General features: G+C 54.5%; 14 protein-coding genes. 4 read left to right on the top strand and 10 right to left on the bottom strand.

What is annotated here, in order from left to right:
- Window positions 1-62 precede the first annotated feature (62 nt).
- Entirely contained in the window at window positions 63-6008 is a 5946-nt protein-coding gene (locus tag C5Y96_RS10195) for an ATP-binding protein (protein ID WP_105352760.1), read from the top strand.
- A 15-nt stretch (window positions 6009-6023) separates the two neighbouring features.
- Here C5Y96_RS10195 and C5Y96_RS10190 read toward each other — a convergent pair whose 3' ends face one another.
- From C5Y96_RS10190 to C5Y96_RS10160, 7 genes are all read right to left on the bottom strand, one after another.
- Entirely contained in the window at window positions 6024-7460 is a 1437-nt protein-coding gene (locus tag C5Y96_RS10190; protein WP_105352759.1) for a DUF1501 domain-containing protein, read from the bottom strand.
- Window positions 7461-7475: 15 nt separating this feature from the next.
- Window positions 7476-9818, bottom strand: coding sequence for a PSD1 and planctomycete cytochrome C domain-containing protein (locus tag C5Y96_RS10185; protein ID WP_105352758.1), 2343 nt, complete (start codon window positions 9816-9818; stop codon window positions 7476-7478).
- A gap of 28 nt (window positions 9819-9846) precedes the next feature.
- Window positions 9847-11463 (bottom strand): LamG-like jellyroll fold domain-containing protein, encoded by a 1617-nt coding sequence (locus C5Y96_RS10180; protein ID WP_158261171.1) that lies wholly within the window; start codon window positions 11461-11463, stop codon window positions 9847-9849.
- A gap of 14 nt (window positions 11464-11477) precedes the next feature.
- Window positions 11478-12014: a sigma-70 family RNA polymerase sigma factor gene (locus tag C5Y96_RS10175; protein ID WP_105352755.1), complete on the bottom strand. Its 537-nt coding sequence runs from the start codon at window positions 12012-12014 to the stop codon at window positions 11478-11480.
- A 298-nt stretch (window positions 12015-12312) separates the two neighbouring features.
- Window positions 12313-13653 (bottom strand): sulfatase-like hydrolase/transferase, encoded by a 1341-nt coding sequence (locus C5Y96_RS10170; RefSeq protein ID WP_158261169.1) that lies wholly within the window; start codon window positions 13651-13653, stop codon window positions 12313-12315.
- 109 nt (window positions 13654-13762) lie between these two features.
- Window positions 13763-15100 carry a FecR family protein gene (locus C5Y96_RS10165; protein ID WP_105352751.1) on the bottom strand — a complete coding sequence of 446 codons (1338 nt, stop codon included), beginning with the start codon at window positions 15098-15100 and terminating at the stop codon, window positions 13763-13765.
- Window positions 15097-15648: a sigma-70 family RNA polymerase sigma factor gene (locus C5Y96_RS10160; RefSeq protein WP_105352749.1), complete on the bottom strand. Its 552-nt coding sequence runs from the start codon at window positions 15646-15648 to the stop codon at window positions 15097-15099. The genes C5Y96_RS10165 and C5Y96_RS10160 overlap by 4 nt, the downstream gene beginning before the upstream one ends.
- A 279-nt stretch (window positions 15649-15927) precedes the next feature.
- Here C5Y96_RS10160 and C5Y96_RS10155 point away from each other — a divergent pair, with 279 nt between their 5' ends.
- Both C5Y96_RS10155 and C5Y96_RS27065 read left to right on the top strand, forming a co-directional pair.
- A complete protein-coding gene (locus tag C5Y96_RS10155; protein ID WP_105352747.1) occupies window positions 15928-16938 on the top strand; it encodes a YybH family protein in 1011 nt (336 codons plus the stop codon).
- A 41-nt stretch (window positions 16939-16979) separates the two neighbouring features.
- Window positions 16980-18638 (top strand): mu-protocadherin- cell-suface protein, encoded by a 1659-nt coding sequence (locus C5Y96_RS27065; RefSeq protein ID WP_146115602.1) that lies wholly within the window; start codon window positions 16980-16982, stop codon window positions 18636-18638.
- A gap of 86 nt (window positions 18639-18724) precedes the next feature.
- Here the strand turns inward: C5Y96_RS27065 and C5Y96_RS10135 are convergent, their stop codons facing one another.
- A complete protein-coding gene (locus C5Y96_RS10135; protein WP_105352739.1) occupies window positions 18725-20173 on the bottom strand; it encodes a sulfatase in 1449 nt (482 codons plus the stop codon).
- A gap of 123 nt (window positions 20174-20296) precedes the next feature.
- On the opposite strand from C5Y96_RS10135, the gene C5Y96_RS10130 reads away from it, so the two are divergent.
- A complete protein-coding gene (locus tag C5Y96_RS10130; RefSeq protein ID WP_158261168.1) occupies window positions 20297-21124 on the top strand; it encodes a class I SAM-dependent methyltransferase in 828 nt (275 codons plus the stop codon).
- Here C5Y96_RS10130 and C5Y96_RS10125 read toward each other — a convergent pair.
- Both C5Y96_RS10125 and C5Y96_RS10120 read right to left on the bottom strand, forming a co-directional pair.
- On the bottom strand, window positions 21095-21802 hold the full coding sequence (locus C5Y96_RS10125; protein ID WP_105352735.1) for an ion channel: 708 nt from the start codon (window positions 21800-21802) through the stop codon (window positions 21095-21097). The genes C5Y96_RS10130 and C5Y96_RS10125 overlap by 30 nt on opposite strands.
- Before the next feature lie 71 nt (window positions 21803-21873).
- Window positions 21874-25203, bottom strand: a complete 3330-nt coding sequence (locus tag C5Y96_RS10120) for an efflux RND transporter permease subunit (protein WP_105352733.1) — start codon at window positions 25201-25203, stop codon at window positions 21874-21876.
- Window positions 25204-25229: the final 26 nt, after the last annotated feature.

The following is a 25229-nucleotide window of genomic DNA, read 5'->3' as shown; positions in this document are numbered from 1 at the left end:
TTGGCAGAGAGTTGGTTTGCCAAAGGTCATGGCGGTGCCATAGATGAGAACGAAATAGGACCATGGTGGAAAGAGAAGCGGGAACAAAAGTCATCCCAACCGAAGTTGGATGGGAAGTGCCAGAAGAGATTCTCGCGCGATACGAGGTCAATGCATCCAGCGGTGATTCCCCCTTTGTGCGTACGTATTGGGGAAACGACCGAGAAACGGGCAATGGCGTCGAGATTAAAGTCATCGAATTGAAGTCTGTCACTTCAGGCACCCGCGCGCGCATTGAGTTCGAGGCGTCAATCCGCCATGAGCATCCCAACGCCCAGTTGGTTCCGGTGCTCGATTTCATTCGAACGGATACCGAGTTCTATGTGGTAATGCCTTGGAACGAGGGGATTTCGCTAAGTCAAAAGTTGACTACTAGCCCGCTTTCCGTGGAAGAAACCATTCAAATTGGCAAGGATCTCTTCACTGCTCTGGATTCGCTTCATCGGCGAGGTTCCCTGCATCGCGACGTGACGCCTTCGAATATGTTTGTCCGATCGCTAAGTAGCGATCCGGGGGTGATAGCTGGCGCGATGCTTGGTGGATTTGGCACCGTCAAGCGATTCCATCCTGATCAGCTGTTTGGCGAACGAGAATGCGAAACGGTCTCGTTCATGTCGCCTGAAGAAGCAGGCTCGATCGATACCGACGTGGGGCCTCCTTCCGATTTGTATGCGGCGGGAATCTTGCTGTTTCGCTGTTTGGCTGGACGGCTGCCGTTTCAGGGGCAAGGAGCCGGGGCGATCTTGTTCGAGCATCTTACGGCACCGGTGCCTGATTTGCCGACCATTAACCCGGAAGTTCCCCGAGATCTGGATGAACTGGTTCAACGTCTGCTGAGAAAAGATCCACACGACCGCTATCAACTGGCCAGTGCCGTGGTCGCTGACTTGCTTGCGATCGAGGAACTACTCGCCGCCGGTGATTCAGGCGCACACGTCGCGATTGGGGCCTGCGATCGCCGTTGTACGCTGACCGAACCGACATTCGTCGGACGAGAAGAAGAGCTGAAGCAACTTAATAGTTTCATTCGCGAAACACGGCAGGGTAAGTCCTCGGTGATCTTGGTCGAAGGGGAGTCAGGCCTCGGGAAGAGTCGCCTGTTGGTCGAAGCCGTACGTGTGGCTCGACGCAACAACAATTGGGTGCTACGCGGGCAAGCGACAACCAATGTCGGTCAACGTCCCTATCGAACCTTGGAGGGGATCGTCGACGGCTTTCTCTCGGTCGCTCAGAAAGACCGAGAGCTGCTCAGCCGTGTCCAAGAACGCGTGGGAGACATGGCGGATGCTCTGGTGGCTGCGTTGCCATCACTGGGAGCCGTGCTGCAACCGACAGGGCGCATCACCGATCAATCGCCAGCCGCATTTGGTGAAAACAGAACGATCGACTCATTGATCCGTTTTCTCGGAGCATTAGGTAGTCGAGATCGTCCCGCGATCATTATTCTCGACGATTGCCAGTGGGCCGACGCGTTAACTTACAGCTTGATTCGTCGCTGGCACACGCAGACGCGGCAAGAGGAACGCCATAGCTCGCTGATCTGTTCGTTTCGAAGCGAAGAGGTGAACGATGATCACGCGTTACGCTCGATCCCCAGATGCCAACAAATTTGCCTTTTGACCTTGCGAAAGGACGAGATTCGGCAGCTGGCCGAGTCGATGGCCGGTTCGCTACCACCGGAAGCGGTGGAGGTTGTTACACGATTGGCCAGCGGTAGTCCCTTTATGGCCTCGGCCGTATTGCGTGGCCTGGTCGAATCGGGAGCGTTGGTTGCGGAAGATGGTGCCTGGCAGGTCGACGAAAGAGCGATCCGCGATATCCAGTCTTCGCAAGAAGCGGCATCGTTCCTTGCTCATCGAATCGAGATGCTTCCCGAGGAAACGATCGAATTGCTGTCGGTCGGGGCCCTGGTGGGAAAAGAATTCAGCCTGGATACCGCAGCGTCTTTAGCTCGATTAACCGTACCGGCGGCAGTGGGAGCGTTGCTACACGCCAAAGATCGTAACCTGATCTGGGAGCGTGCGGATGGTGGCCAGTTCGTGTTCGTGCACGATAAGATTCGTAGTTCGTTGTTGGATCGACTCGATCCGAATGAACAGAAACAGTTACACCTCCGGGCAGCTTTGCATCTACAGGAACACAGCCCTTCACGCGTTTCCGAAATTGCTTACCACCTGGATGAAGCAGGTGCCTCGGAAACTGCCCTGGGGTATGCCTTGCAGGCCGCAGAACAGGCACGCAGTCAGTTTTCGTTGGAAGTTGCCGAACGGCAATATCGGATCGCGCAGAAGGGGGCGGAGAACCAACCTAAATCCATTCGCTTCCGGATTGCCGAAGGACTTGGTGATGCCCTGATGCTTCGGGGACAATACCCGGAAGCCGCACCACAGTTTGAGCTTGCCGCCGAGCTTGCCGAAGGAGATCTCGATCGCGCCAAGATTCAGAGCAAACTGGCCGAGCTGTCGTTCAAACGCGGCGATATGGAAGCCGCCACCAAAGGCTTTGAAACAGCCCTGCGAAGCTTAGGATGCATGGTCCCCAGAAATAAAGTCCTGGGAACGATTCTGCTCATGTGGGAAGCGTGCAAGCAGGTCCTGCATTCCTGCTTCCCAAAAATGTTGCTCCAACGAAAGCGGCGACCGCCGAATGACTCGGAGCGTCTGGCAATTCAACTTTTCGCCTTGTTGGCGCACGGCTGTTGGTACTGTCGAAGTAAACTGGAATGCCTATCCGCTCACTTGCGCGGGCTGAACTATGCGGAAGAATTCTTGCCAAGCCCTGAACTGGCAAGTGCTTACTCGTTGCACGCGCCGGTTGCGTGTCTGATTCCGTTATTCAAGCGAGCGATTGACTATGCCCAACGGTCGCTGAAATTGCGGAAGGAATTCGACGATGTCTGGGGGCAAGGACAGTCACTAAACTATTATAGTTGTTCGCTTTATGCAGCAGGTCAGTACCGAGAATGCATCGAAAAGGGACGCGAAGCGATTCAACTGCTGGAGCGTACCGGCGACTACTGGCAGGTTCATATTGCACGGTATCAGGTGGCAGCGTCGCTGTATCACCTAGGTAATTTCCGCGAAGCGATTGCCGAGGCGAAGAACAATCATCGGTCCGGCGTGGAACTTGGTGACGAGCAAGCGTCGGGAATTATTCTCGACGTGTGGGCCAGAGCAACGTTGGGCAACATCCCTGACTCGCTTTTCGAGGCAGAACTTGCTCGGACGCGTCACGATGCCCAAGGAAGAACTCAGCTCTATATCGCGGTCGGTATCCGCGACCTTCACCAGGGGAAAATCGAGTCGGCCATTGCGGCGCTTGAGCAAGCCGTTAACACGGCCAACTCGGCAGGCATTCAGAATGCCTACACGGCCCCTGCCCTGCCCTGGCTGGCGACGGCGATTCGCATGCAAGCGGAATCAACCGTGCCTCATGCACCAGCGCTGCGTAGCGAACGAATTGCCAAGGCAGAGCAGATCGCACTGCGGGCAATTGCCGCTGCGAAGGTGTGTCCCAATGATCTACCGAGAGCGATCCGCGAACGCGCAATCATTTCGGCTATGCGAGGAAACTATCGCCAATCACGCCGACTGTTCGATAAGTCGTTTGCGGTCGCGAAACAGCTAGGAGCCATTTACGAACAAGCACTGACGCTACAGCACCGAGGTCAGGTCGGGCAGTCAGCTGGCTGGACAGACGCGGTCCACGACGAACGTGAATCGCAACGGCTGTTTGATGAACTGACCATAGAGCAGGAAGCAGAAAACACTCGCGGTGGTCAGTTGGGAACGTTATCGCTCGTCGATCGATTCGATACAGTGCTGCACGTCGGACGTCGCATAGCCTCCGCACTTTCGACAGATCGAATTTATGAGGAAGCTTCGCTCGGGGCTACTCGTTTGCTGCGTGGCGAAAATAGCTTGCTATTGGAATTCGATCGTGATGATGCCTTAGCGGAACCAACACTCGTGCTCGGAGCTTCGGACGTTCCGTTCGATAGAACGAACCTGCAGCGTGCCACCGAAGCTGGCAGGGCGATGACGTTCATCGAAACGAGCAATGAAGGTGACTTACACCGCGACACGACGAACCCGCGTTCTGCGATTTACATTCCAATTTTCGTGCGAAATCGTCTTTCGGCGTGTGTTTGCGTTACTCATTCGCAGGTCGTTGGTTTGTTCGGCACCGATGAAGAACGCTTGGCAGACTTTGTCGGAACCATCGCTGGTGCTGCGTTGGAAAATGCTCAAGGGTTCATGGAACTGACCAACTTGAACACTACGCTCGAACAGCGTGTTGCCGAACGAACGGCGGCCGCTGAGACGAGAGCGGCAGAGTTGGCTCGATCGAACCTGCAATTGGAGCGAACCGCTAAGGAACTACGTCTGACCGAAGAACAGTTGCGTGTCGCGAAGGTTGCCGCCGAGACGGCCAATGATGCGAAGAGTCGATTCCTGGCCACCATGAGTCACGAGATTCGTACGCCGCTCAACGGCATTCTTGGCATGACCGAGCTGGCCTTGCGGACCCAGCTTACCTCCCAGCAGCGCAACTGTCTGACGGTGATCAACCAATCGGGCGACGCTTTGCTCAGCTTGCTTAACGATATCCTGGATATCTCGAAGATCGAAGCAGGCAAAATGCACTTGGAAGCAATTCCGATGCAGCCACAAGGCGTGATGACATCGTCAGTGCGGCCATTGGCCGTCAACGCCGCCAAGAAGGGATTGGAACTGCTTTATCGCATCGCGCCGAGTGTGCCTGAGACCGTGGAAGGGGATCCGTGCCGACTTCGTCAGGTCATCATGAACCTGGTGGGTAATGCGATAAAGTTCACCGATCATGGGGAAGTGTTTATCGATTGCACAGTCGAGTCAGAAGAAGACGGCCCACAGCTTCACATTGCTGTGCGAGATACGGGGCCGGGGATTCCCGAGGATAAGCTGGCGACCATCTTCGAGTCATTCGAGCAAAGTGACAGTTCGACGACACGCCGTTACGGTGGAACAGGCCTGGGGCTTGCCATCTCGTCACAGATTGTGGCCCTGATGGAAGGCAAGCTGTGGGTGGAAAGTAAACTGGGACATGGAAGTACTTTCCACGTTGCGATTCCGTTGAAATCGATTTCGGCTGAGGCCGAAATGTCCAGCAATCCATTGGACAGCCAGCGAGTTCTGCTCGTTTCCGAGCACCCAACTTCGCACGGTCTTTATCAAGAGATCTTAGAGCACGCTGGAGCCAATTGGGAGCGTGTTACCCTCGATCAGGCTTTGCGACATGTTCAAGCAGCGAACCAGATGGGCACGTCTGACGATACCGTACTGGTTCTCGACTGGGGGACGAATTCAGACCACCTGGAGCCATGGTTTACGAAGCCTGGTTCGGCGGATCTGTTCAAGGTACCCCATGTTGTGCTCATTCCGCCAACTGGTGTGCCTGCGGAAATCGATCACTGCAGCATGGTCACCATTGCCAAGCCAGTTTCCGCGAATGAGTTGGTGGATGCCATCAAGTCGGCAGGCCTTGGGTGTGCAGATTCTGAGGATATTGAGCTGCTAGATCACCCGAAGGGAGAACGCTCGCTGCACATTCTGTTGGCTGACGATGCGCCTGTGAACCAGGAGGTTGCTTCGGGCATTCTGGAAGTGTTTGGCCACACGTGCGAGGTCGCCAGCACCGGACGCGAGGCATTGGAATGTTACCAGCGAGGTAAGTTTGACTTGGTGCTGATGGACCTCGAGATGCCCGAGATGGACGGGAACCAGGCCACCGATGCAATCCGACAATGGGAACAAGAGAACGGTCAACGGACGCCGATCGTTGCGATGACCGCCCATGCCCTGGAAGGCGCACGAGAGAATTGTCTGGCCGCAGGCATGGACGACTATCTATCGAAGCCTATCCAGCCAGAGCGACTGAAGCAGTTGCTCGATGAGATTGCTGTTTCTGGAAACGTACCAACGGCCTAATGTTGCCGTTGGTCGTTACGCGATGATGTCTTTGACAACCCGGGCTGGTTCGACGCCGGTTAAACGCATGTCGAGACCCTGAAACTTGACGCTGAAGTGCTCGTGATCGATGCCCAGCAGATGGAGCATGGTCGCGTGCAGGTCGCGTACATGGACGACATTCTCAACGGCATGGTACCCCAGGTCGTCAGTAGAACCGTAGGTGGTTCCCCCTTTGATTGGCCCACCGGCCAGCCACATGCTGAAGCCTTTGATGTGGTGGTCGCGACCGATGTCTCCCTTGCCGGTTTGCGACATGGGTGTCCGGCCGAATTCACCGCCCCAAACGATGAGCGTATCTTTCAGCATGCCCCGTTGCTTGAGATCGGTCAGCAACGCATAAGTAGGCTTGTCGGTAAGGCCGGAGCAAATATCCATGTACTTGCTCAAGCCGCCATGGTGATCCCAGCCGCGGTGATAGAGGTGGATAAATCGTACGCCCCGTTCGGCCAGTCGGCGAGCGAGCAAGCAGTTCGACGCAAACGAACCATCTCCCGGTTTGGCCCCGTACATATCCAGAATATGTTGAGGCTCGTCCGACATGTCGGTCAATTCCGGGACCGACATCTGCATACGGAAAGCCATTTCGTACGCGGCAATTCGACTGGAGATTTCAGGGTCGCCAGCGGTCGACTGGTTTTGGCGATTCAGTTGGCTGATCGCATCGACCAAATGACGCTGCTGTGAACTATTGACCCCATTAGGATTGCGAACGTAGTAGACCGGATCGCCTGTCGAACTGAATTCGACTCCCTGATAGCGACTGGGCAGGAAGCCACTGGCCCATTGCCGCGATGCAATCGGTTGGGGATTTCGCCCCCCTACACTGCTCATGACGACAAACCCAGGCAATTCGTCCGTCTCGCAGCCGATGCCATAGTTGACCCAGGCACCCATTGAAGGACGACCACTGATGGCCGTGCCTGTGTTCATGAACGTGTGGGCCGGGTCATGGTTGATCTGCTCGGTGACCATCGAACGCACGATACAGATGTCGTCAGCCATCTTGGCATGCCACGGCAAGTACTCACTGATTTCCTGGCCATTAACGCCATGTTTGTTGAACTTGGCAATTGAGCCGAGGCACTTCAGTTCCTTGCCTTGCAGCTGCGCGATTGGCTGGCCTTCGGTATAAGAAGTCGGAAATGGCTTGCCATCCATTTCTGCCAGTTTCGGTCTGTAATCGAACGTTTCCAGGTGCGAAGGACCACCGGCCATGCAAAGAAAGATGACTCGCTTGACCTTCTGGGGAAGATTCGGCAAGCCAGGCTGACCTGCCACACCTCCATCGCTTTTGGTTGCCGAGAAACCATCGCGGGCAAGCAATGAACTCAAAGCGGCCGAGCCCAGGCCAACACCCGTTCGGGAAAGGAACGTGCGGCGATTCAGTTGCATTGGGTGAAATTCAGGCATGACTAACTCGGATGCTTAGTTACGGGTAATGAATTCATCGAGGTTGAAGATCACGCGGGCTACCTGAGTCCAGGCAGCCAGTTCGGCGACTTCAATGGCATCGTCCGACGGCTTGAGGCCGATCTCAAGCAGCTTCGCGGCAGAGTCGGTGTCTTGGCGATAGATCTCTCGGTTCTCGTTTAGAATCTGGCCAAGAACTTCCTTTTCGTTAGAGTCAGGTTCGCGGGAAAGTGCCAGCATATAGGCACGATTCAGGCGTACGTTGTCGTCGGCTGCTTCGCTGGAAAGGATACGGGTGGCGAACTCTCTGGCAGCTTCGATGTAAGTCGGATCGTTCAGTAACGCCAGGGCTGCCAAAGGAGTGTTCGAGCGCGCTCGCTCGACGGTGCACTCTTCGCGGCTCGGAGCATCAAAGGCCTTCAGGCTGGGGTGTAGGAATTGACGCTGCCAATGGACGTAAACACCGCGACGCCACTGCTGCTGATTTTTGTCCTCTTGGTACTTCCGCTGGGGGAAGTTCAAGTGGCGGTAGTAGCCAGCAGGCTGATAAGGCTTAACGCTCGGTCCGCCATATTCCAGGTTCAGCAGACCACTGACGGCCAGGGCATTGTCGCGAATCATTTCGGCTGGCAAGCGATGTCTAGTTTGATGGCTATAAAAGCGATTGTACGGATCTTGCTCGCGTGTTGCCTCGCTAGCGAACGACGACTGCTGGTAGGCGGATGTCATGATCATCGTTTTGACCAGTCGTTTAACATCCCAGCCGTTCTGGTAGAAGTCGATGGCAAGATAATCGAGCAACTCGGGATGGACTGGGGGTTCACCCTGGCCGCCGAAGTCTCCGAGGCTTGCCGAGAGACCCACGCCATAGAACAAGTACCACAACCGATTCGCAAAGACTCGCGCGGTGAGTCCGCCGGAACCGTGCTGCGGATCGGTGAGCCAATTAGCCAGATCAAGCCGGGTGGCTCGATCCTGAGTGGCATCGATGTTACCCAGGAAAGTGGGGATTGCCGGTGTGACAATCACGCCGCTTTCATCCAGCCAGTTTCCTCGCGGCAGCACACGCATTGGACGTGGTTTGATCGACTGGGTGATCATTGTCAAACGGGCCGACTTGTTGAGCTCGTCAATTTGCTTTTGTAGACGCTGCGATTCTGCCTGATTGTCGCTGGGGACTTCTGCTAGTACCGTTTGGAGTTCGGCCAGCTTGACGCGTTCTCGCTGAGAAAGCACTTTGATTTCAGGTGGCCGCTTGGTGGGAAGGGCATTCGTGCCAACCTTGAAGTGCTGGGCTTCGTCGACGTCCGCGAAGAACGCTGCCAGGCGATAGAAGTCGTCGATCGTGTAGGGATCGTATTTGTGCGTATGGCACTGGGCACATCCGACCGTCGCTCCCATCCAAACTTGCGATACGTTGCGAACCCGATCGGCCGCGTAGATTGCCAGGTACTCCTTTTCCTGCAGGCCCCCTTCATGGGTCGTTTGCAGAAGGCGGTTGTAGCCGGAGGCTATCTTCTGGTCGACGGTGCTATCGGGTAACAGGTCGCCTGCCAGTTGTTCACGCGTGAATTGATCGAACGGAAGGTTGGCGTTGAAAGCATCGAGGACATAGTCGCGATAGGGGGAAATGTTGTGATCTTGATCACCGTGATAGCCGACCGTGTCCGCAAAACGAACCAGGTCTAGCCAGTAGATCGCCATGCGTTCTCCAAAGCGATCAGAGGCCAGCAGGCGATCGACGACCTTTTCAAACGCGTCGGGCGATTGATCGTTCTGGTAGGCTTGCAGTTCTTCCACGGTAGGAGGAAGGCCGGTCAAGTCGAACGTTACCCGCCGAAGCAGTGTCACTTTGTCTGCTTCAGGAGACGGCTTCAGCCCTTCCGTTTCTATCTTGGCCAATAGAAAGCGATCGATATCACTCTTGGGCCAGTCCTTGTGTTGAACGTCTGGGACTGGATGAGACTTCGGCGGAACGTAAGCCCAATGCTTGTCGTACTGAGCTCCCTGCTCGATCCAACGCTTCAGCGTGGCAATATCCTTGGCCGAAAGTTTCTTGCCGGACTCAACCGGCGGCATGCGTGTATCTGCATCGGCAATGATCCGCTGATAGAACTCGCTTGATTCCAAGTCGCCTGGGACAATCGCATAATCCTTGGCGGACTCTTCTTCGTCGAAACGCAGATCAGCCTCGCGATGTTCTGGATCCGGCCCATGGCAGTAGAAGCAGTTTTCGGAAAGGATGGGCCGGACATCACGATTGTAATCCAACGGCTTATCAGCGAACGCGAGATGACCGTGCATTACCAGTGAGATGGCAGTTAGAAGTGCAATCGTGCGGATAGGAATCATCGACATGGTGGGGTGTCTGTGAATAAGGTAACGATCAAGTCTTAGGCGGGCCGGCGATAATCTCATAATGGCGACGGATTTGTTCTTCCGTCAAAGCTTTCTCGTAAATGGCAACTTCGTCGAGTTGCCCTTCGAGTTGCCGCATGGAACGCACGGAATCGAGTTGCCCCAGCACGACGGTATAAGGAGAGGAATCATCAAAGTCGAGATCATCCAGGTTGACCTGTAACTGGCCGTCGCAATACAGGCGAATCGCTTCGGGGGTCTTCACTGCGACAATGTGGGTCCAGATGCCAGGTGTACACGAGTTGGGGCTGAATATATTCTTTCCGCCATCGTAGGTAGTTGGCGGATAGCGATACAGCATCCGAATCGTCGCCGGACGATGAACGACGTTGGTCTGGTTGGCATATTCAAGGACACACAAGTGACTCTCTTTTTCAGGGTCGGCCTGCGTCACAGGCAGTAGCCCCAAGAAAGTGCCCCAGTGCATTCGGTCGGTGCGAACCCAGAATTCGATGGAAAACGCGCGGCGGTTGATGCCTTCAATCGGTTCACTCAGGCCAACATGTCGCCCTTGCGGGCTTTTGGCAAAGCGAATCCTACCGCGGCTGATTTCAATGGAACCATCTTCGGCCGAGTGGATTTCGCCATGGTGATGATCTCCCATGTGATTCACGATTTGGTTGCCGATGACATCTCCATCTTCAAAACGCCAATAGACGAGCGGGGCATCCGCTTTCACCGCTTCGGCGTACTGATCGGTTGGATTCAAATAGAGGTTGTCGACTGGGATTGTGTCGATGCGTTGTGATTGGTCAAACGTCTTCGACGAGACCGTCAGTTCTCCGTCAGCGAACAACGCACGGTGGTTCGACGTGACCATTTCGTTCAAAAGCGTATCGCCTGACGGACCTAACAAAGAGGTCATTACCTCGCCTTGGAAGACATCGACTTCACCACGACCGGGGCCTTCGACGTGAAGAACGAATTCGCTTGAACCGTTTACCACGGCCGATACTGGACCGTTGAGCGAGAACGAATCGGAGTCAGGCGGAGTAACCACACCGGCCTGGCCACTAAGTAGCGTGGCCTGGTGTTCGGTAAGTAGGTGCATCTCGGCAGGGCCTGTCAGTTGAACACGCACGCCTGAGAGGAACTCGAGTTGCAGGTCGCCACGATTCAAACGTAGGGCCCCAGGTTTCAGACGATCGCCGATTTGCAGTGGCGAACCGGCACTTGCTTCCTCACTGCGACGGATCACCATCGCTACCGGCCCCTGGCCGATGAGCTGCGATTCGGCAAAGTCGAGCATCGGCTCGCCAAAGAAGGCCGATTTCCATGAGTTGATAAAGAACAGATTGGCAAAGCCGAGTAAGATCAGAACCGAAAGGGCAATGGCGAAAGGGAGGCCCCACGATGATGATTCCGCATGGTCGGTATTAATGGTCAGTGGCGGAAACGACCGCAGGTGATGCTCCAGTTCCGACTGCATGTCGGATTGCTCGACGTAAGCCAGGCGAAACGACTGGTCCGTCAGCAAGCGTTGTTCCAGTCTCGCGAATTCTTCGGGCGATATCTGACCATCAACCAGGCGGTCGATGGCCAAGCGTGCTTCGCGTTCGAGTTGGGGTGTTGTCTGTTGAGACATGGAGCTTTCGACTATTATTCTTCGGCCAAGGCCACACGTCGACGAACGCATTGGGCCAGCTTGTCACGTATTCGGTCTAAACGACGGTACAAGGTCTTGGCAGTCGTTTCTAACTGGCTGGCAAGTTCCCCGATGGTGATCTCAGAGTCGTAGCGAGACCTGAGCAACGCCAGATCTTTTCCTTCCAGGGCTTCCATGCAAGTCTTCAAGGCACGACTTCGGCGGTCTAAATGTTCCTGCGAGGCCTGGTGCGTGTCCGCAATGGCCTGCATCGCACTTTCCGAGAACACCATCCGATCGCGGGCAACTTTGCGTCTCTGTTTCAAGGACTCGAAGTAGGCGAATTTCTGGGCCCAGGGAAGGAATTCTCGCTCGTGATCAAACTCGTCGAACTTCTCCCACAAGACGATGGCCGTGGCTTGCCAAACTTCTTCCGCGTCATCCAGCCGAGGGACCAAAGACCGGATATAACGCATCAAGGGCCTTTCGAATTTCACAATCAATTCAACGAAAGGAGTCGGATCTCGATGCGAGGAGGTTGGCTCGACCATGATGTGGAGGGAGAAGACCAATGCGGGAAGGTTCTATCGCATTAAGTATTCTACCGTGGCGTCCCAAATTCCCCTTGGGAAATCGGTTGGTAGACAAGAATTGCCGATTTCCTCGGCACGCCGTAGACGCGGGTTATGGGACTTGAGGGAGCGATGCGTCTTTGTGAAACCCGCTGTGGTGTAAGAGTTTACGGTGATTGACAAGAAGGCGAGTGCGAACTGGGAAGGCTGTTCGCACTCGCTGGTGATTCATCTTCGGTCGAGCTTGCGGTTAAATGGCCACAGGCTCTATGGGCAATTACATTTTCGCTCTGCCACCTCCCCACGTAGGGGTGGGGAAATCCTTCTTCCACTCCATGTACATCGTTTCCATCTTCTTGACCTGCTCTGGGTGTTGAGTCGCGATATTGACCTTCTCCTCGGCGTCTTGGCTCAGGTCATACAGTTCTGGCTCGCCCGATCCGCCCGTGGCCACCACCAATTTCAGATTGCCATCGCGAACCGCCCAGTTAGCTCCGCTCTTCCAGAATAAGGTCTTATGCGGTGGGGTTGGGGTCTTGCCGGTCAGAAAGGGCATCAGGTCGGTGCCATCTAAGGGGAGTCCTGGCGACTGGGAAACGCCAGCGGCACTCATGGCGGTCGGGAAGATGTCTAGGGCGATAACGGCCTCGTCGACAACCTTCCCTGCAGCGATCTTGCCTGGCCACTGCATGACGAAAGGCACGCGAATCCCACCTTCCCAGGCCGAACCTTTTTTGCCTCGCAAAGGTGTATTGTCGTGCCCAGTCGCGCCACCGTTATCGTTCAGGAAGATAACGATCGTGTTATCCTTGATCTCTTGCTGCTCGATGGCATCCAGTACGGTCCCCACGGCGCGGTCGAGGGCGATCGTCATGGCGCGGTGCTTGGCCTGGCGGCTATCTCCTCCCAGCGAGTCGAGGTCGGCCTGTAAGACGTGATTTGGCGTATGGATCGCATTGAAGGCAACGTACATGAAGAAGGGGCGGTCTTCGCTTTGGGCGATGTAATCGGCCGCAGCAAGTGCCAGTTCATCGGTCATGTACTCGAAGCTTTCCGGTGTCACTGGTTCGCGATCTCGCAGAAGTTGATTCAGGCGATTCGGTTTATCGAGAGGGAAGTAGCTTCGTGACCCTTGCAGAAAGCCATAGAAATCCGTGAAGCCACGCTCCATGGGATGGAACTTGGGAGCATATCCCAGGTGCCATTTACCAAGGGCAATGGTCTGGTAGCCTGCTTGCTTCATCACGTCGGCAATGGTCGTTTCTTCCAACGGCAGGCCATTTGTTTCGCTATATGCCGGGGGGATGTTGAACTCGTGTCCGAAGCGATTCTGATACCGACCCGTTAGCAGACCAGCACGGGATGGACTGCAGACGGTCCCGGAAACGTAGCCGTTGGTGAAGCGAACGCCATTAGCGGCGATCGAGTTGATGCGGGGCGTTGGAAAGAGTTCAGCTCCGTGCATCGAGAACTCGTTGTACCCGGCATCATCTGAGAAAAGGATGATGACGTTCGGTTTCGCAGGGTCCTTGCTGGCAGCCAATACGTCGCTTGCAAATAGGCACAAGGCCAGAAGAAAGGTAGCGGCGATACAGCAGGTTCCAAGAAGAGCTTTCATCGGGAGTATTCTCTTTGCCAGGTGGCCGAAAAGGAGTATGGGAAGATGAACTTTCAGGCGTAGTGACCTACAGCTACTCATTTGATTATCTGACTTGGTTCTTGGAGAATTACTGCTCCAAAGCTTTGGCGGCGATGCCGTACATGGCGTAACGCGTGCTGGTCGACCGGTTGTGATTCCCTCCCAGCGTAACGGTGCCTGCAGAGACATCGCGCTGCCAGACTTCGTATTCAACGTAAATGTCTTCTCCATCCGACACCTCGATCGAGGAAATGATATCGTTGGAAGGAGGCCAGGGACCGCTTCGCAGTTTTACGTCGGTCTTTTCAAAATCATTGGACAGCCAATCGGGAGGCTCCAATCGTGAATCGTGCCAGACAAACAGGCGACTGGGTACGGAAATGTTCACGTAATATTCGAGGTTCGGATAGAATCGGTCCTGCGAATACATCAACACGACATCGGCACCACGCATCGTTTCCGGAAAACGCTCTCCCTTCAGCGGTCGCCACTTTGGGAGCCCCAGTCCGACATAGCTTTTGGTCGGTGGTCCTAAACCACCGACACGTACGCTATAGCAGCGATTCTTGCGATGATGTTTTCCATTGTCGTTGATGTCAGTGATCACCGGTGTCGGATCCTTGTTGCCAGCGAGAACCTCGTCGCGTTCACCGCGAACGACTACGCTCGTCAATCGTTTCGAACCTTTTCCTTTATCAACGCGAATCGCTTCCCCTTCTTTAAGATTGGCAATTGCCTGGGATGGTTTCGATTGCCGGGGAGGTGTGTGAACGTCGACAGCCCCTTCAAAGACCACGACATCGGTCTCGCCGGTATCGCGAACGGAAACACCAAATCGTGTTCCCAGATCAATGATCTGAGCCTCGGCGGTTTCCACTTGAAATCCGATCGCGTCATCCCCCACGTCAACCGTGACACTACCATGCGTGACGCGCAGCAGCATGTCGCTGACAAGCTCGAACTGAACGGGACCAATCGCCTCGATCTCTGCCCCTGAATCGAGCCGAAACTTCAAAGAGCCTTGGGGAATATCAATTTGCCGTCGGTAGATGCGGCTTCCTTTGGCCAGTTCCAGGTCGGTTGCCGAAATTACCACTAGGGGAATTCCATTTGCTGACGATAGCCACCACCCGGTAAGCCCGACTGCGAGTATAAGAAGCGAGAGAGCTAAACCCAGGGCCGAGAAGTTCCATCGCGAAATTGAAGAAGGTGTTTCTGGTTTTGTGGAAATAACCAGCGACTCATCGACCGCTGCACGACCATGTTGCCAGGTCAGATAGGCATGGATCTTCATTTGATCGCGGTAGGCCTGACGACACTGGGGATCGTCTCGGAGAGCCGTTTGGAATTCGGCAAGCTCGGCTTCATTTGCCTGACCTTCCAGAACCGCGTTGCAGAGGGTGACGAACCTGCTTTGATTGTTCATTCGTAGGCCTCCTGACGAAGGGCCAATTCAATGCAGTCTGCCAGGGTCTTGCGGACGCGATAAAACAACGCCGACATCGCATTCTCGGTACGGCATTGACGGGCAGCGATATCCTGCACCGCTTCTCCTCGTCCGTAGCGAGCGTCGAGTAGGTCTCGTTGTTGCTGGGGTAGTTTGTCAAGGCATCCTTCGAGCGCGGTAATTTGCTGAGTTGAGTCGCCGGCGGTGCCATCCCAGTCGGAAGCAATCAGGGCAACCAGTTCATCATCCAAGACAATTCGCGAGCGAGACTGCTTTTTGCGCCAGGCCATGACCTCGAAGCGTGCAAAGACATATGCCCAGCGGAGAAACGGCTGCGCTGGATCGTATTCGCTTGCCTTGTTGCAAAGTTTGAGATTGGTTTCTTGAAGTACGTCATTCGCTTCCGAAACACCCCCCATTAAGGAAGCAATAAAGGCGTACAGCGCACTCTGACTGGCAATCAGGTGTTGAGCGAATTCCGGGGAAATTCCCGACGCTTGCGGGGATGTAGGTGAGGTCGATTCCATAGCAATCTCTTTCAGCCCCCAATTTCAAATCTGACGCCAAATAATGGCGCGATATCGTGATTTTAAACCTCTGGCGATACGTCTGCCGAGAGTACCGTCCATCACCCAACTTTGATGAGGTGAAAAGTTGGGGAATAGTCCTCGATTTGTGGCTTTCTGTTGGTGGGACCGCTATGTTGATAGATGAGTACATGGATTTCGCTGTTCGAAGCCATCTATGACATCCCATTGCCGTGACTTTGACAGCATTGCTCTTACTTTGCATTGGCTAGGTACAACATGAAACGACTATTTGCGGGTCTTGCCGTGGCTCTGCTGCTTTGCGGGTCAAGTTGGTCTCAGGATGCCAATCCGGCCGCTCCTGCTAACACGGAAAACGGAAAAAAGGTACAAGAAGATGCGGCCCCAGCTTCCGCTGAAGATGCCCCAGATGTGGGAGGTGCGGTCGTCGAGATTGAGTTGGTACTTACCAAGGACGAAGCAGAAATCTTGGCTGCCGTCGACTCCTATGCTGCCGCGTTTAACAAGGGAGATGCCAAAGCCTTAGCCGCCCATTGGACTGAAAATGGTGAATATGTCACACCCGGCGGCGATGTCCTGAAAGGACGTCAGGCTCTGGAGGATGACTTCGCAACGTACTTCAAGGAGAACTCAGGTGCGAAGTTAGAACTGGTGGATACCCAAATCAAGATGCTCTCGCCTCATGTCGCTTCTGAAACAGGGGTTGCCCGAGTGATTCTCGAAGGGCAGGGACCCAACGAGACAACCTACGAGGCCATCCACGTGAAGACTGCTGACGGTTGGCGAATCGATACCGTTAAAGAAGAGGAAGCGGCGCAGCCTGCTCCGACACACTACGAGCAACTTCAGGCTCTTGAATGGATGATTGGAACGTGGGTGGACAACTCAGAGGAGGGCATTACCGTCGAAACAACCGGTCGCTGGACAACGAATAATAACTTCATAGTCCGAACGTTCCGTGTATTCATTCAGGACCAGGTCGACTTCGAGGGAACGCAGGTCGTTGGCTGGGACCCCAGCGCCGGCGCGATCCGCTCGTGGACGTTCGATTCTGATGGCGGTTTCGGTACCGGGCGATGGTCGAATCAAGGAAATCGTTGGACGGTTCAGGCACTGAATGTGCTGCCTGACGGACGTCGCGCATCGTCGACCAACATTTACGACTTGATGGATGAAAATACGATCGAATTCAAGTCGATTGGTCGCCAGGTCGACGGCGAGCTGCTCCCCAGTATCGATACGTTCACCATGGTTCGGGCAGCTGAATAACAAGAATCAAATCGCACAACTCAACGCGCAAGGATAGTCCTATGAAGACAAAGTTAACGACATTGGTTGTAGCAGCCATGATCGGCTCGCTGGTTGTCGGCGACGCTTACGCTCGTGGTGGACGTGGCGGTGGTGGTGGCGGAGGAAGATCCATTGGCGGAGGTGGCGGCGGTCATTCGATCTCGCGTCCCAGTGGTGGCGGTCATACGCCCTCAATGAGCCGACCTTCCGTTAGTCGACCATCTCCTTCGGTAAGTCGACCATCTCCATCGATCAGCCGTCCCTCTCCATCGCCGAGCCGTCCGTCGATCAGTACTCCCTCGGTAAATCGACCGACATCGAGTCGGCCTACAATTAGTCGTCCATCGACCGGAAGCACGCCGAGCATTTCACGGCCAAGTACCGGAGGAGCGACTCGTCCCAGTATTACGACGCCGGGAAGTGGTTCCAGCAACAATCGACCAGGCATCACTCGTCCTGGCAGCGGAGATAGTGCGAATCGTCCTGGAGTCACGCGGCCTGGGAGTGGCGACAGCAACCGCCCAGGTATTACACGTCCAGGAAGTGGAGATGGCAATCGTCCCAGTTTCGATCGACCAGGCACGGGTGATCGTCCAAGCTTCACCCGCCCTGGAGGAAGCGATTCGGGCTTCTCGCGTCCCAGCAAAAATGATCTGAAAGACTTCCTCGATCTTCCAGGAACGCCTGGTGGTGGCAGCGGCGACCGCTTCCCGAACCGCCCGGGAACGGGCGATCGTCCCAATATTGGAGACCGCCCGAACGTAGGTGATCGTCCCAATATTGGAGATCGGCCGAACGTGGGTGATCGTCCTAATATTGGAGATCGGCCAAATGTGGGTGATCGCCCCAATGTCGGCGATCGATTGCCAAATCGCCCGGGCGGCGGTGACGGGATCAATATCGGCGGTGGTGACAAAGTGAATATTGGTGGGGGCGACCGCAACAATATTAATGTCAACATTGGTAATCGCGAAAACAATATCAACAACATTCGCAACAAGTGGACCAACATCGATCATGATCGCCGTCCCTTCAATCGAGATTGGTGGGATGGCGGTTATCACCACGGTCATGATTGGCATTGGCACAACTCGTGGAATCGGTATCCCAATGGTTGGTGCTGGCGTCCAGCGGCATGGGCCGCTTTTGGAACGTGGTTTACTTGGGCGGCGTGGCCTCAGCCCTATACGTATGATTATGGCACCACCGTGGTCTATCGTGACAACTATGTCTACGTGAACGATCAGCAGTATGCGTCGGCCGATCAGTACTACACCCAGGCAGTTAACATTGCCGAAAGTGTGCCTGAGAATCTCGATGAGGAAAAGGTCGAATGGATGCCACTGGGTGTCTTCGCAATTGCCGAAGAATCGGCAACCGATACCGGGATGATGGTGCAACTGGCGGTGAGTAAGGAAGGGATCATCGCGGGAACGTTTTACAATGACATCACTGGCGAAGATCGACCGCTTCAGGGTATGGTCGACCAAAAGACACAGCGGGCTGCCTGGCAGTTTGCTGACGGCAAGAACCAGGATATCGTCATGGAAACCGGGATCTACAACTTGACGAAAGACGAAGCGACCGCTTTGGTTCATTTCGGAGAAAAGGAAACCCAGACATGGCTGATGGTTCGACTGCCTGAGCCAGAGCAGGACAGCAGCCAACCGGCTCAATAGCCAAGCTGAAACGGTAGATGCCAATAGAAAAGGGGACCCACAAGGGTCCCCTTTTTTCATGAGCCAGCCGGATGATTGGCTGCCAATTATCGGGCAGATGCGGAAGCCAGAACGGGATCGTTAATCGCCTTCATGTTGTCAAGAATCTTCGCGTCGAGCGTCTTGATGATGGACTTGACCTCGGGTGTATCCGCATTGATCAAGTTATTCGCCTCCGCAGGATCATCGGTTAAGTGGTAAAGTTCATCGCGACCTTCATTCAAGAAATCGCGAATCAACTTCCACTCTGGCGTGCGAATCATCCGCATATGGGTGTGTGACTGATGCTTGGTGCTATACTCGGCATAAAAGTCGTTGTCCCAATCCACATTCTTCTCTTTCAGAAGCGGAACAATGCTCTCTCCGTGGATATTGAGATCAGAGGGAAGCTCGACGCCTGCCATTTCCAACAAAGTCGGAAACCAATCGAGATTAGAAACGGTTTGTTCGATCTTGATACCTGGCTTGATCGTTCCCGGCCAGCGAATAATGGTAGGGACGCGGATCGAGTTATCGTACATGTTCGGGCGTTGGCCGTTGGGGATATTCTGGGTCGCTGGTGGATTCTTGGTCAGCACCCAGTGTCCGTTTCCTTTGTGCCAAATCCCGTTATGTCCCATGTTATAGCCATGATCGCTCGAGAAAATCACGACCGTATTATCAACGAGATGTTTGTCCTTTAGCAGCTGTAAGATTCGACCCACGTTGCGATCGACGCCGGCGACGCTGGCCAGATATTCACGTGTCATCTTTTTAACCCGTGGAACATCCAGGTTCGGGTAGTCCGGGTTAGGGATGGTCGGATCAAGGTCGGCAAATGGGGCCCAGTCTTCGTCGGCAACAGGAAGCCAGGCCGTATGGGGTGCACGATAATGGAGCGACAAACAGAACGGTTTGTCGGCTGGAGCATTGCTGAGAAACTCCAAGGCATGGTCGGTCAGGATATCGGTTGTCAGCCCTTCGATCTTTTGGTTCTGGCCGTTCTTCTCGAGTGTCGGGTTCTTGGTCGGTGCGCCTCCGGTGCGGAAGCCCATGAAGTAGTCGTAACCGAATTTGGTGGGATGCATGGAGTCAGGCGTTCCCAGGTGCCACTTGCCGACGAGGCCGGTGTGGTAGCCGGCTTTTTGCAACAACTGAACCCAGGTTGTGGTAGCGGTGGGTAGACCTAGCTCCGGTTCGCGATTGGGATGTATCCAATCCGTGATGCCTAGCTCCGAACCATACCTCCCAGAGATTAACGATGCACGAGAGGGGCTGCACACCGGTGTCACGGTAAATGCGTTGGTCAAATAGGCACCCTGCTTAACCAGGGTGTCCATGTTCGGAGTCACCGCGTGAGGGTGTCCTGCTGCTTCGAGCGCCCATGGGGCCTGGTCGTCGGTGAACAGGAACAGAATGTTCGGCCTCGACTGCTCGGCGGCCTTGGTTTCTGCGACGAACAGGAAAACCAGAGGTGCAACGCAGCATGCAAGGAGCATCTTCGTGATTGATTTCATGTCAGACCTTTAAAGACAAGGGGTGATTTCAGGCATGAAGTGGGTCGCCAGCGCAGACAAATACGCTAAGGTAGGTTAGGAACAATCGTACTCCAAACCAAACTGTTTCCCAACTGGTTCTTCGTGAATCCCAAGCATCCGATCTCTCTGACGAATCTGCAGAAGACTCTTTTGATTACGCTTCATGCGAAAGCCGTCGAGAGTGAGTGCCACGATTCTATTTTGAATGATCGATACGCAGTCAAAGCGGCAGAGGAGATCGACTTCGACTTCTCAAGATTCAAGCTTTCTCGAAACGCGATCGTCGCGTTGGCTATTCGCGCCAAAGCACTCGACCTGTGGACGGAAGCATTTCTCAGAGAAAACAGGTGTGCCAATGTCATTCACGTGGGATGTGGGCTGGATAGCCGCTGTTTGCGAGTAAATCCCGCAGAAGGGGTGGCGTGGTGGGAAATTGATTATCCGGAAGTCATTTCACTTCGTGAGAGAATCTATGAAGAGCGACCAGGGTGCCACCTGATTGGTGTCGATATCTTGGAAGACGGCTGGTTGCAGCAAATCCCGATTGATGTGCCTACGATCGTGGTAGCGGAAGGTGTTCTGCCCTACTTTTCGAAGGAGGCGGCAATCAGGTTTCTGTCGAACCTGGTCGCCCACTTCACTTCCGGTCAGATTGCTTTTGATGCCTACAATCGATGGGGCGTGATATGGTTGAATCAGTTGCCGATCATGCGGCAAACCCAGGAAACATTGAACTGGTTTGTCGATGATCCCAGGCAACTTGAAACAGAGATACCGCATTTACGCTTGCAGGAGGAGAACACCAGCGGTTTGCCCGAGTACCTACAGCGGGCTGGTTTCTGGTCGCGTACGGCATTTCGGCTCAGTCGAACGCTTCCTCCATTTCGCCGAATGGGACAGCTACTGCTCTACGACTTTGGTGCTCTCTGATCGTTCCTGCCTGGGCATGGCACTGACCAAGCGAGCAACTAACACGGCAAGATAGAACTGCCCCGTGACCGATTGGGTCCAGGTCAGGGTTCGCGCCAAATCAGACTGCGGAGTAATGTCACCATAGCCAAGGGTCGACATCGTCACGAAGCTAAAGTAAAGCAACGTGGCCAGGCTCGGGGGATCGCCAGCAGTGCTAGAAGTTGTTTCTGGAAGATGGAAGGGGGCCTCTTCAAAGACCGTCAATGCCGAATATCCCAAGGCCCACATTAGCCCCAGAAGGAGATAAACACAGATTGAACCGAGAATGGCATTTGGGGTAACTTCATCGCGGCCAATGATGGACTTAAGCAACATCGCGGCCGTGAACCCGAGAAAGAAAAAACCTGCGATATAGCGAAGGATGGAAAGACTATCATCGGGAAAGAATAGGGTGAGCCAATGCAGCACAAGCGAAATGACTGCCGCAATTGCGAACAACCAGAGCTTCATTCGGTGCTGCCAGTTAATGAAAACTGCCGCAACAAAGACGAGTGTTAGACAGCTAAGCTGAATCAGGTCCCCTAGTCGCGTTGCTTCCAAGAGAGGTGCGACGACCACCGCGATAAGGAGCGAAGCCAACAAAAGAGAGAATCGAATCTCTTTTCCCATATCATCAGATGTCAGATGCGCAGACATCTCGAACCCCCATGGCTTTTCAGCTTACAAACGTACTTCCAGCGCGCGGTGATTGTAACGATCTCGCGTTCCTAGGAAGCAGGTGGAGTAGACGTATCTTTCGAGGGACTCAGCCATTCGCCAAGTCCACGGAATATAACAAAAAAGGAAGGCACGAAAGCAAGCGAGAAAACGGTGGCCGCGATCATGCCTCCGACGACGGCATTGCCCACCGCTTGTCGGCTTGCGGCCCCTGCCCCTGAAGCGATTAAAAGAGGCAAAAAACCTAAAATCGATGAGAAGGCAGTCATAAGAATAGCGCGAAATCGAAGCGTCGCCGCTTCAATCGCCGAATCGAATAAGCCTTTGCCATCGCGTCGCTGCTCGGCAGCGAATTCCACAATGAGGATTGCATTCTTGCTCGCCAGGGCTACCAACAGCACCAGGCCGATCTGTGTATAGACGTTGTTGTCGGCTCCGCGGCTTAACAGGGCGACCACAACCCCGAGTGCCGCAAGGGGCACGACCGCGATCACAGCCATAGGGCTGGTCCAGCTTTCATATTGCGCCGCCAGGACCAAGAAGACGAGACAAATCGAAAGAACGAGAATGAATGTCGGGTTCTCGGTAAGGGAATCGGAATCGCTCAGCAGCTTCTCTTGGTAGGACATGCCTGTCCATTCGTAAGAGATTGAGCGAGGAAACTTGTTGGCGGCCATCTGTTCCATCAAGTTGATCGCCTGTCCTGAACTATACCCTGGTGCCGGTTCGCCATTGATTTGCGCAGACGGATAAAGGTTGTAACGCTGGATGATCTGCGGGCCAACCGTTCGCTCGACTGTTGTAAACGTTCCCAAGGGAATCATCTCACCTTGGTTGTTGCGAACCTGGAGACGAAGCAAGTCCTCGGCCTCGATACGAAAGCTTTGATCTGCCTGCACACGAACTTGCCAGGTTCGTCCAAATCTGTTGAAGTCGTTCACGTACGCCGATCCCATGAAGGCCTGCATCGTCTCGAAGACAGAATTCAAAGGAATACCCAGACTCTTGACCTTGGTACGGTCGATATCGGCGTAGAGCTGTGGAACATCAGCCCTGAATGTGGTGTTCACGCGAGTTAGTCCCGACTGGGCGTTCCCATCACGAACCATTTCATCGGCCATGGTTTGCAATGTAGTTAGCCCAGCCCCGCCCACGTCTTGAATCTGCATCTGAAAGCCACTGGCATTTCCCAGCCCGTCTATCGGCGGAGGAGGAAAGACAACCACGTTGGCCTTTTTGAGCTGAGAAAGACGTTTCTGGAGCCCTCCCAGGATGGCCATCTGACTGAGGCCTGGCGTTTGGCGATCTTCCCACGGGTCGAAGACGATGGCCACAAGACCACTATTAGAGCCGGCCGTCCCACTTAAGATGGAATACCCCGAAATCGAAACCCAGTCCGCGACTCCTGGCGTCTCGCGAACGATGCCATCAATTTCGCGAAGAACTTCTTCCGTGCGTGAAAGCGAGGCGGCATCTGGCAACTGAATGTTGGCGAATGCGTACCCTTGATCTTCCAAAGGAACGAATCCGGTCGGAATCGACCGGAGCCCATAACCGGTGATTGCCAGGAGCACGACAAAGAGAATCATCGCGACAGCAATTCGTCGGACCAGGCCGCTGACAATGCCCTTGTAGCCATTGGTTGTATGATCGAAGACATAGTTGAAGCCGTCGAAGAACCCACGCAGCAATCGATTGAGTAGAGCCGCGCAAAACCAGCCGGCGAGTGCCGCGACGATCGGGGCACCAATCACAACTGCCCAGGAGGTCATACCCATTCCGGATAAGAAGCGGTAAGCCAGCCAGCAGGCTAAAATGGCAAGCAACAATGCGATAACCGTGCGTGGTATGAACTCACCTCTTCGCTTGGTTTCTTCGCTCGGCCTGAGCAGCAGCCCGCACAATGCAGGGCTCAAGGAAAGTGCGTTCACCGTGCTGATCGCGACGGCCGCGGATATCGTCAGGGCGAACTGACGATACATCTGTCCCACGATACCACCCATGAATGCCGTCGGAACAAACACGGCCAGCAGCACCAGCGTGGTGGCGATCACAGGGCCAGTGATTTCGTCCATCGCTTTGACGGCGGCATCCTTGGAGGAAAGTCCATTGTCGATATGCCGGGCAGAATTCTCGACGACAACGATCGCGTCGTCGACCACGATCCCAATCGCCAGCACAACTCCAAACAGCGTTAGCATGTTGATCGAAAAGCCGAGCCCGGCCATCACGGCGAAGGTACCGATCAAGGCTACCGGGATGGCTGCAGTAGGAACGAGGGTGGCTCGCCAATCTTGAAGAAAAATAAAGATCACCAGCACAACTAGCAGCACGGCTACAAAGAGCGTCGAGTAGACTTCCATAATCGAAGCTTCGACGAATCGTGTGGTGTCGAAGGGAATCGAGAATTTCATCCCCTCCGGAAAATTACCAGACATCTGGTCCATCTTGGCTTTGACCGCCGCGGCAAGGTCGAGTGCATTCGCACCAGGAAGCTGATAAACGGCTATGGCCGCACAAGGAGATCCGTTGAACGTTGCCTGAAAGTTATAACTCTTAGCACCAAGTTCGACGGTGGCAAGATCTCGCAGGCGAGTAATGCCTGATCCATTGCCCCCCGTCTTAAGAATCAGGTCACCAAACTGAGACGCCTCTTCCAGACGACCTTTAGTGTTAATCACCATTTGAAAGGATGTGTCGTTGGAAGTGGGTGGTTCACCAACGCGACCTGCGGCCACTTGCACGTTCTGCTCTCGAATCGCGGCAATAACATCCTCGGTCGTTAGATTCCGGGCTTGCAAGCGATCTGGATCTAGCCAGACTCGCATGCTGTAGTCAGCCGCTCCAAAGATGTTAAGCGAGCCAACCCCATCGAGTCGTCCTAGCTGATCTCGCAGGTTGATCGTGGCATAGTTACTGAGGAAGAGGCTGTCGTGATTCGGGTTATCCGATGTCAACGTAATGAACTGCACGATCTGGGTCGACTGTTTTTTGGTCGTGACCCCTTGTCGTCTTACGTCTTCAGGCAACTTGGGATTGGCGATCGCGACACGGTTTTGCACAAGCACCGTCGCCATGTCCATATCGGTTCCTGTTTGAAACGTGACGTTCAGCGAATAGGAACCGTCGTCGGCACACGTTGAAGACATGTACAACATGTTTTCAACGCCGTTTACCTCTTGTTCGATCGGGGCCGCTACCGTTTCGGCGATTACCTGGGGGTTAGCACCGGGATAAAAGGCTGTCACTTGAACGGTCGGAGGGGTGATTTCCGGGAACTTGGCGACCGGAAGCGTCGTTTGTGCCACGGCACCGGCCAGCACAATAACGATCGATATGACGGTTGCGAAGATCGGGCGATAGATGAAGAAACGAGACATGCGTCGACCGATGAGTTAGGAATAAT

This window comes from Blastopirellula marina (assembly GCF_002967715.1).
Taxonomy (GTDB): Bacteria; Planctomycetota; Planctomycetia; order Pirellulales; family Pirellulaceae; genus Bremerella; species Bremerella marina_B.
Note: the sequence above shows the minus strand (reverse complement) of the source record. Positions and strands in the feature narration are given on the sequence as shown.

Coding starts and splice junctions, on each gene's coding strand:
- C5Y96_RS10195 (WP_105352760.1), top strand. CDS start 63: ATGGTGGAAAGAGAAGCGGGAACAAAAGTCATCCCAACCGAAGTTGGA.
- C5Y96_RS10190 (WP_105352759.1), bottom strand. CDS start 7,460: ATGCCTGAATTTCACCCAATGCAACTGAATCGCCGCACGTTCCTTTCC.
- C5Y96_RS10185 (WP_105352758.1), bottom strand. CDS start 9,818: ATGTCGATGATTCCTATCCGCACGATTGCACTTCTAACTGCCATCTCA.
- C5Y96_RS10180 (WP_158261171.1), bottom strand. CDS start 11,463: ATGTCTCAACAGACAACACCCCAACTCGAACGCGAAGCACGCTTGGCC.
- C5Y96_RS10175 (WP_105352755.1), bottom strand. CDS start 12,014: ATGGTCGAGCCAACCTCCTCGCATCGAGATCCGACTCCTTTCGTTGAA.
- C5Y96_RS10170 (WP_158261169.1), bottom strand. CDS start 13,653: ATGAAAGCTCTTCTTGGAACCTGCTGTATCGCCGCTACCTTTCTTCTG.
- C5Y96_RS10165 (WP_105352751.1), bottom strand. CDS start 15,100: ATGAACAATCAAAGCAGGTTCGTCACCCTCTGCAACGCGGTTCTGGAA.
- C5Y96_RS10160 (WP_105352749.1), bottom strand. CDS start 15,648: ATGGAATCGACCTCACCTACATCCCCGCAAGCGTCGGGAATTTCCCCG.
- C5Y96_RS10155 (WP_105352747.1), top strand. CDS start 15,928: ATGAAACGACTATTTGCGGGTCTTGCCGTGGCTCTGCTGCTTTGCGGG.
- C5Y96_RS27065 (WP_146115602.1), top strand. CDS start 16,980: ATGAAGACAAAGTTAACGACATTGGTTGTAGCAGCCATGATCGGCTCG.
- C5Y96_RS10135 (WP_105352739.1), bottom strand. CDS start 20,173: ATGAAATCAATCACGAAGATGCTCCTTGCATGCTGCGTTGCACCTCTG.
- C5Y96_RS10125 (WP_105352735.1), bottom strand. CDS start 21,802: ATGTCTGCGCATCTGACATCTGATGATATGGGAAAAGAGATTCGATTC.
- C5Y96_RS10120 (WP_105352733.1), bottom strand. CDS start 25,203: ATGTCTCGTTTCTTCATCTATCGCCCGATCTTCGCAACCGTCATATCG.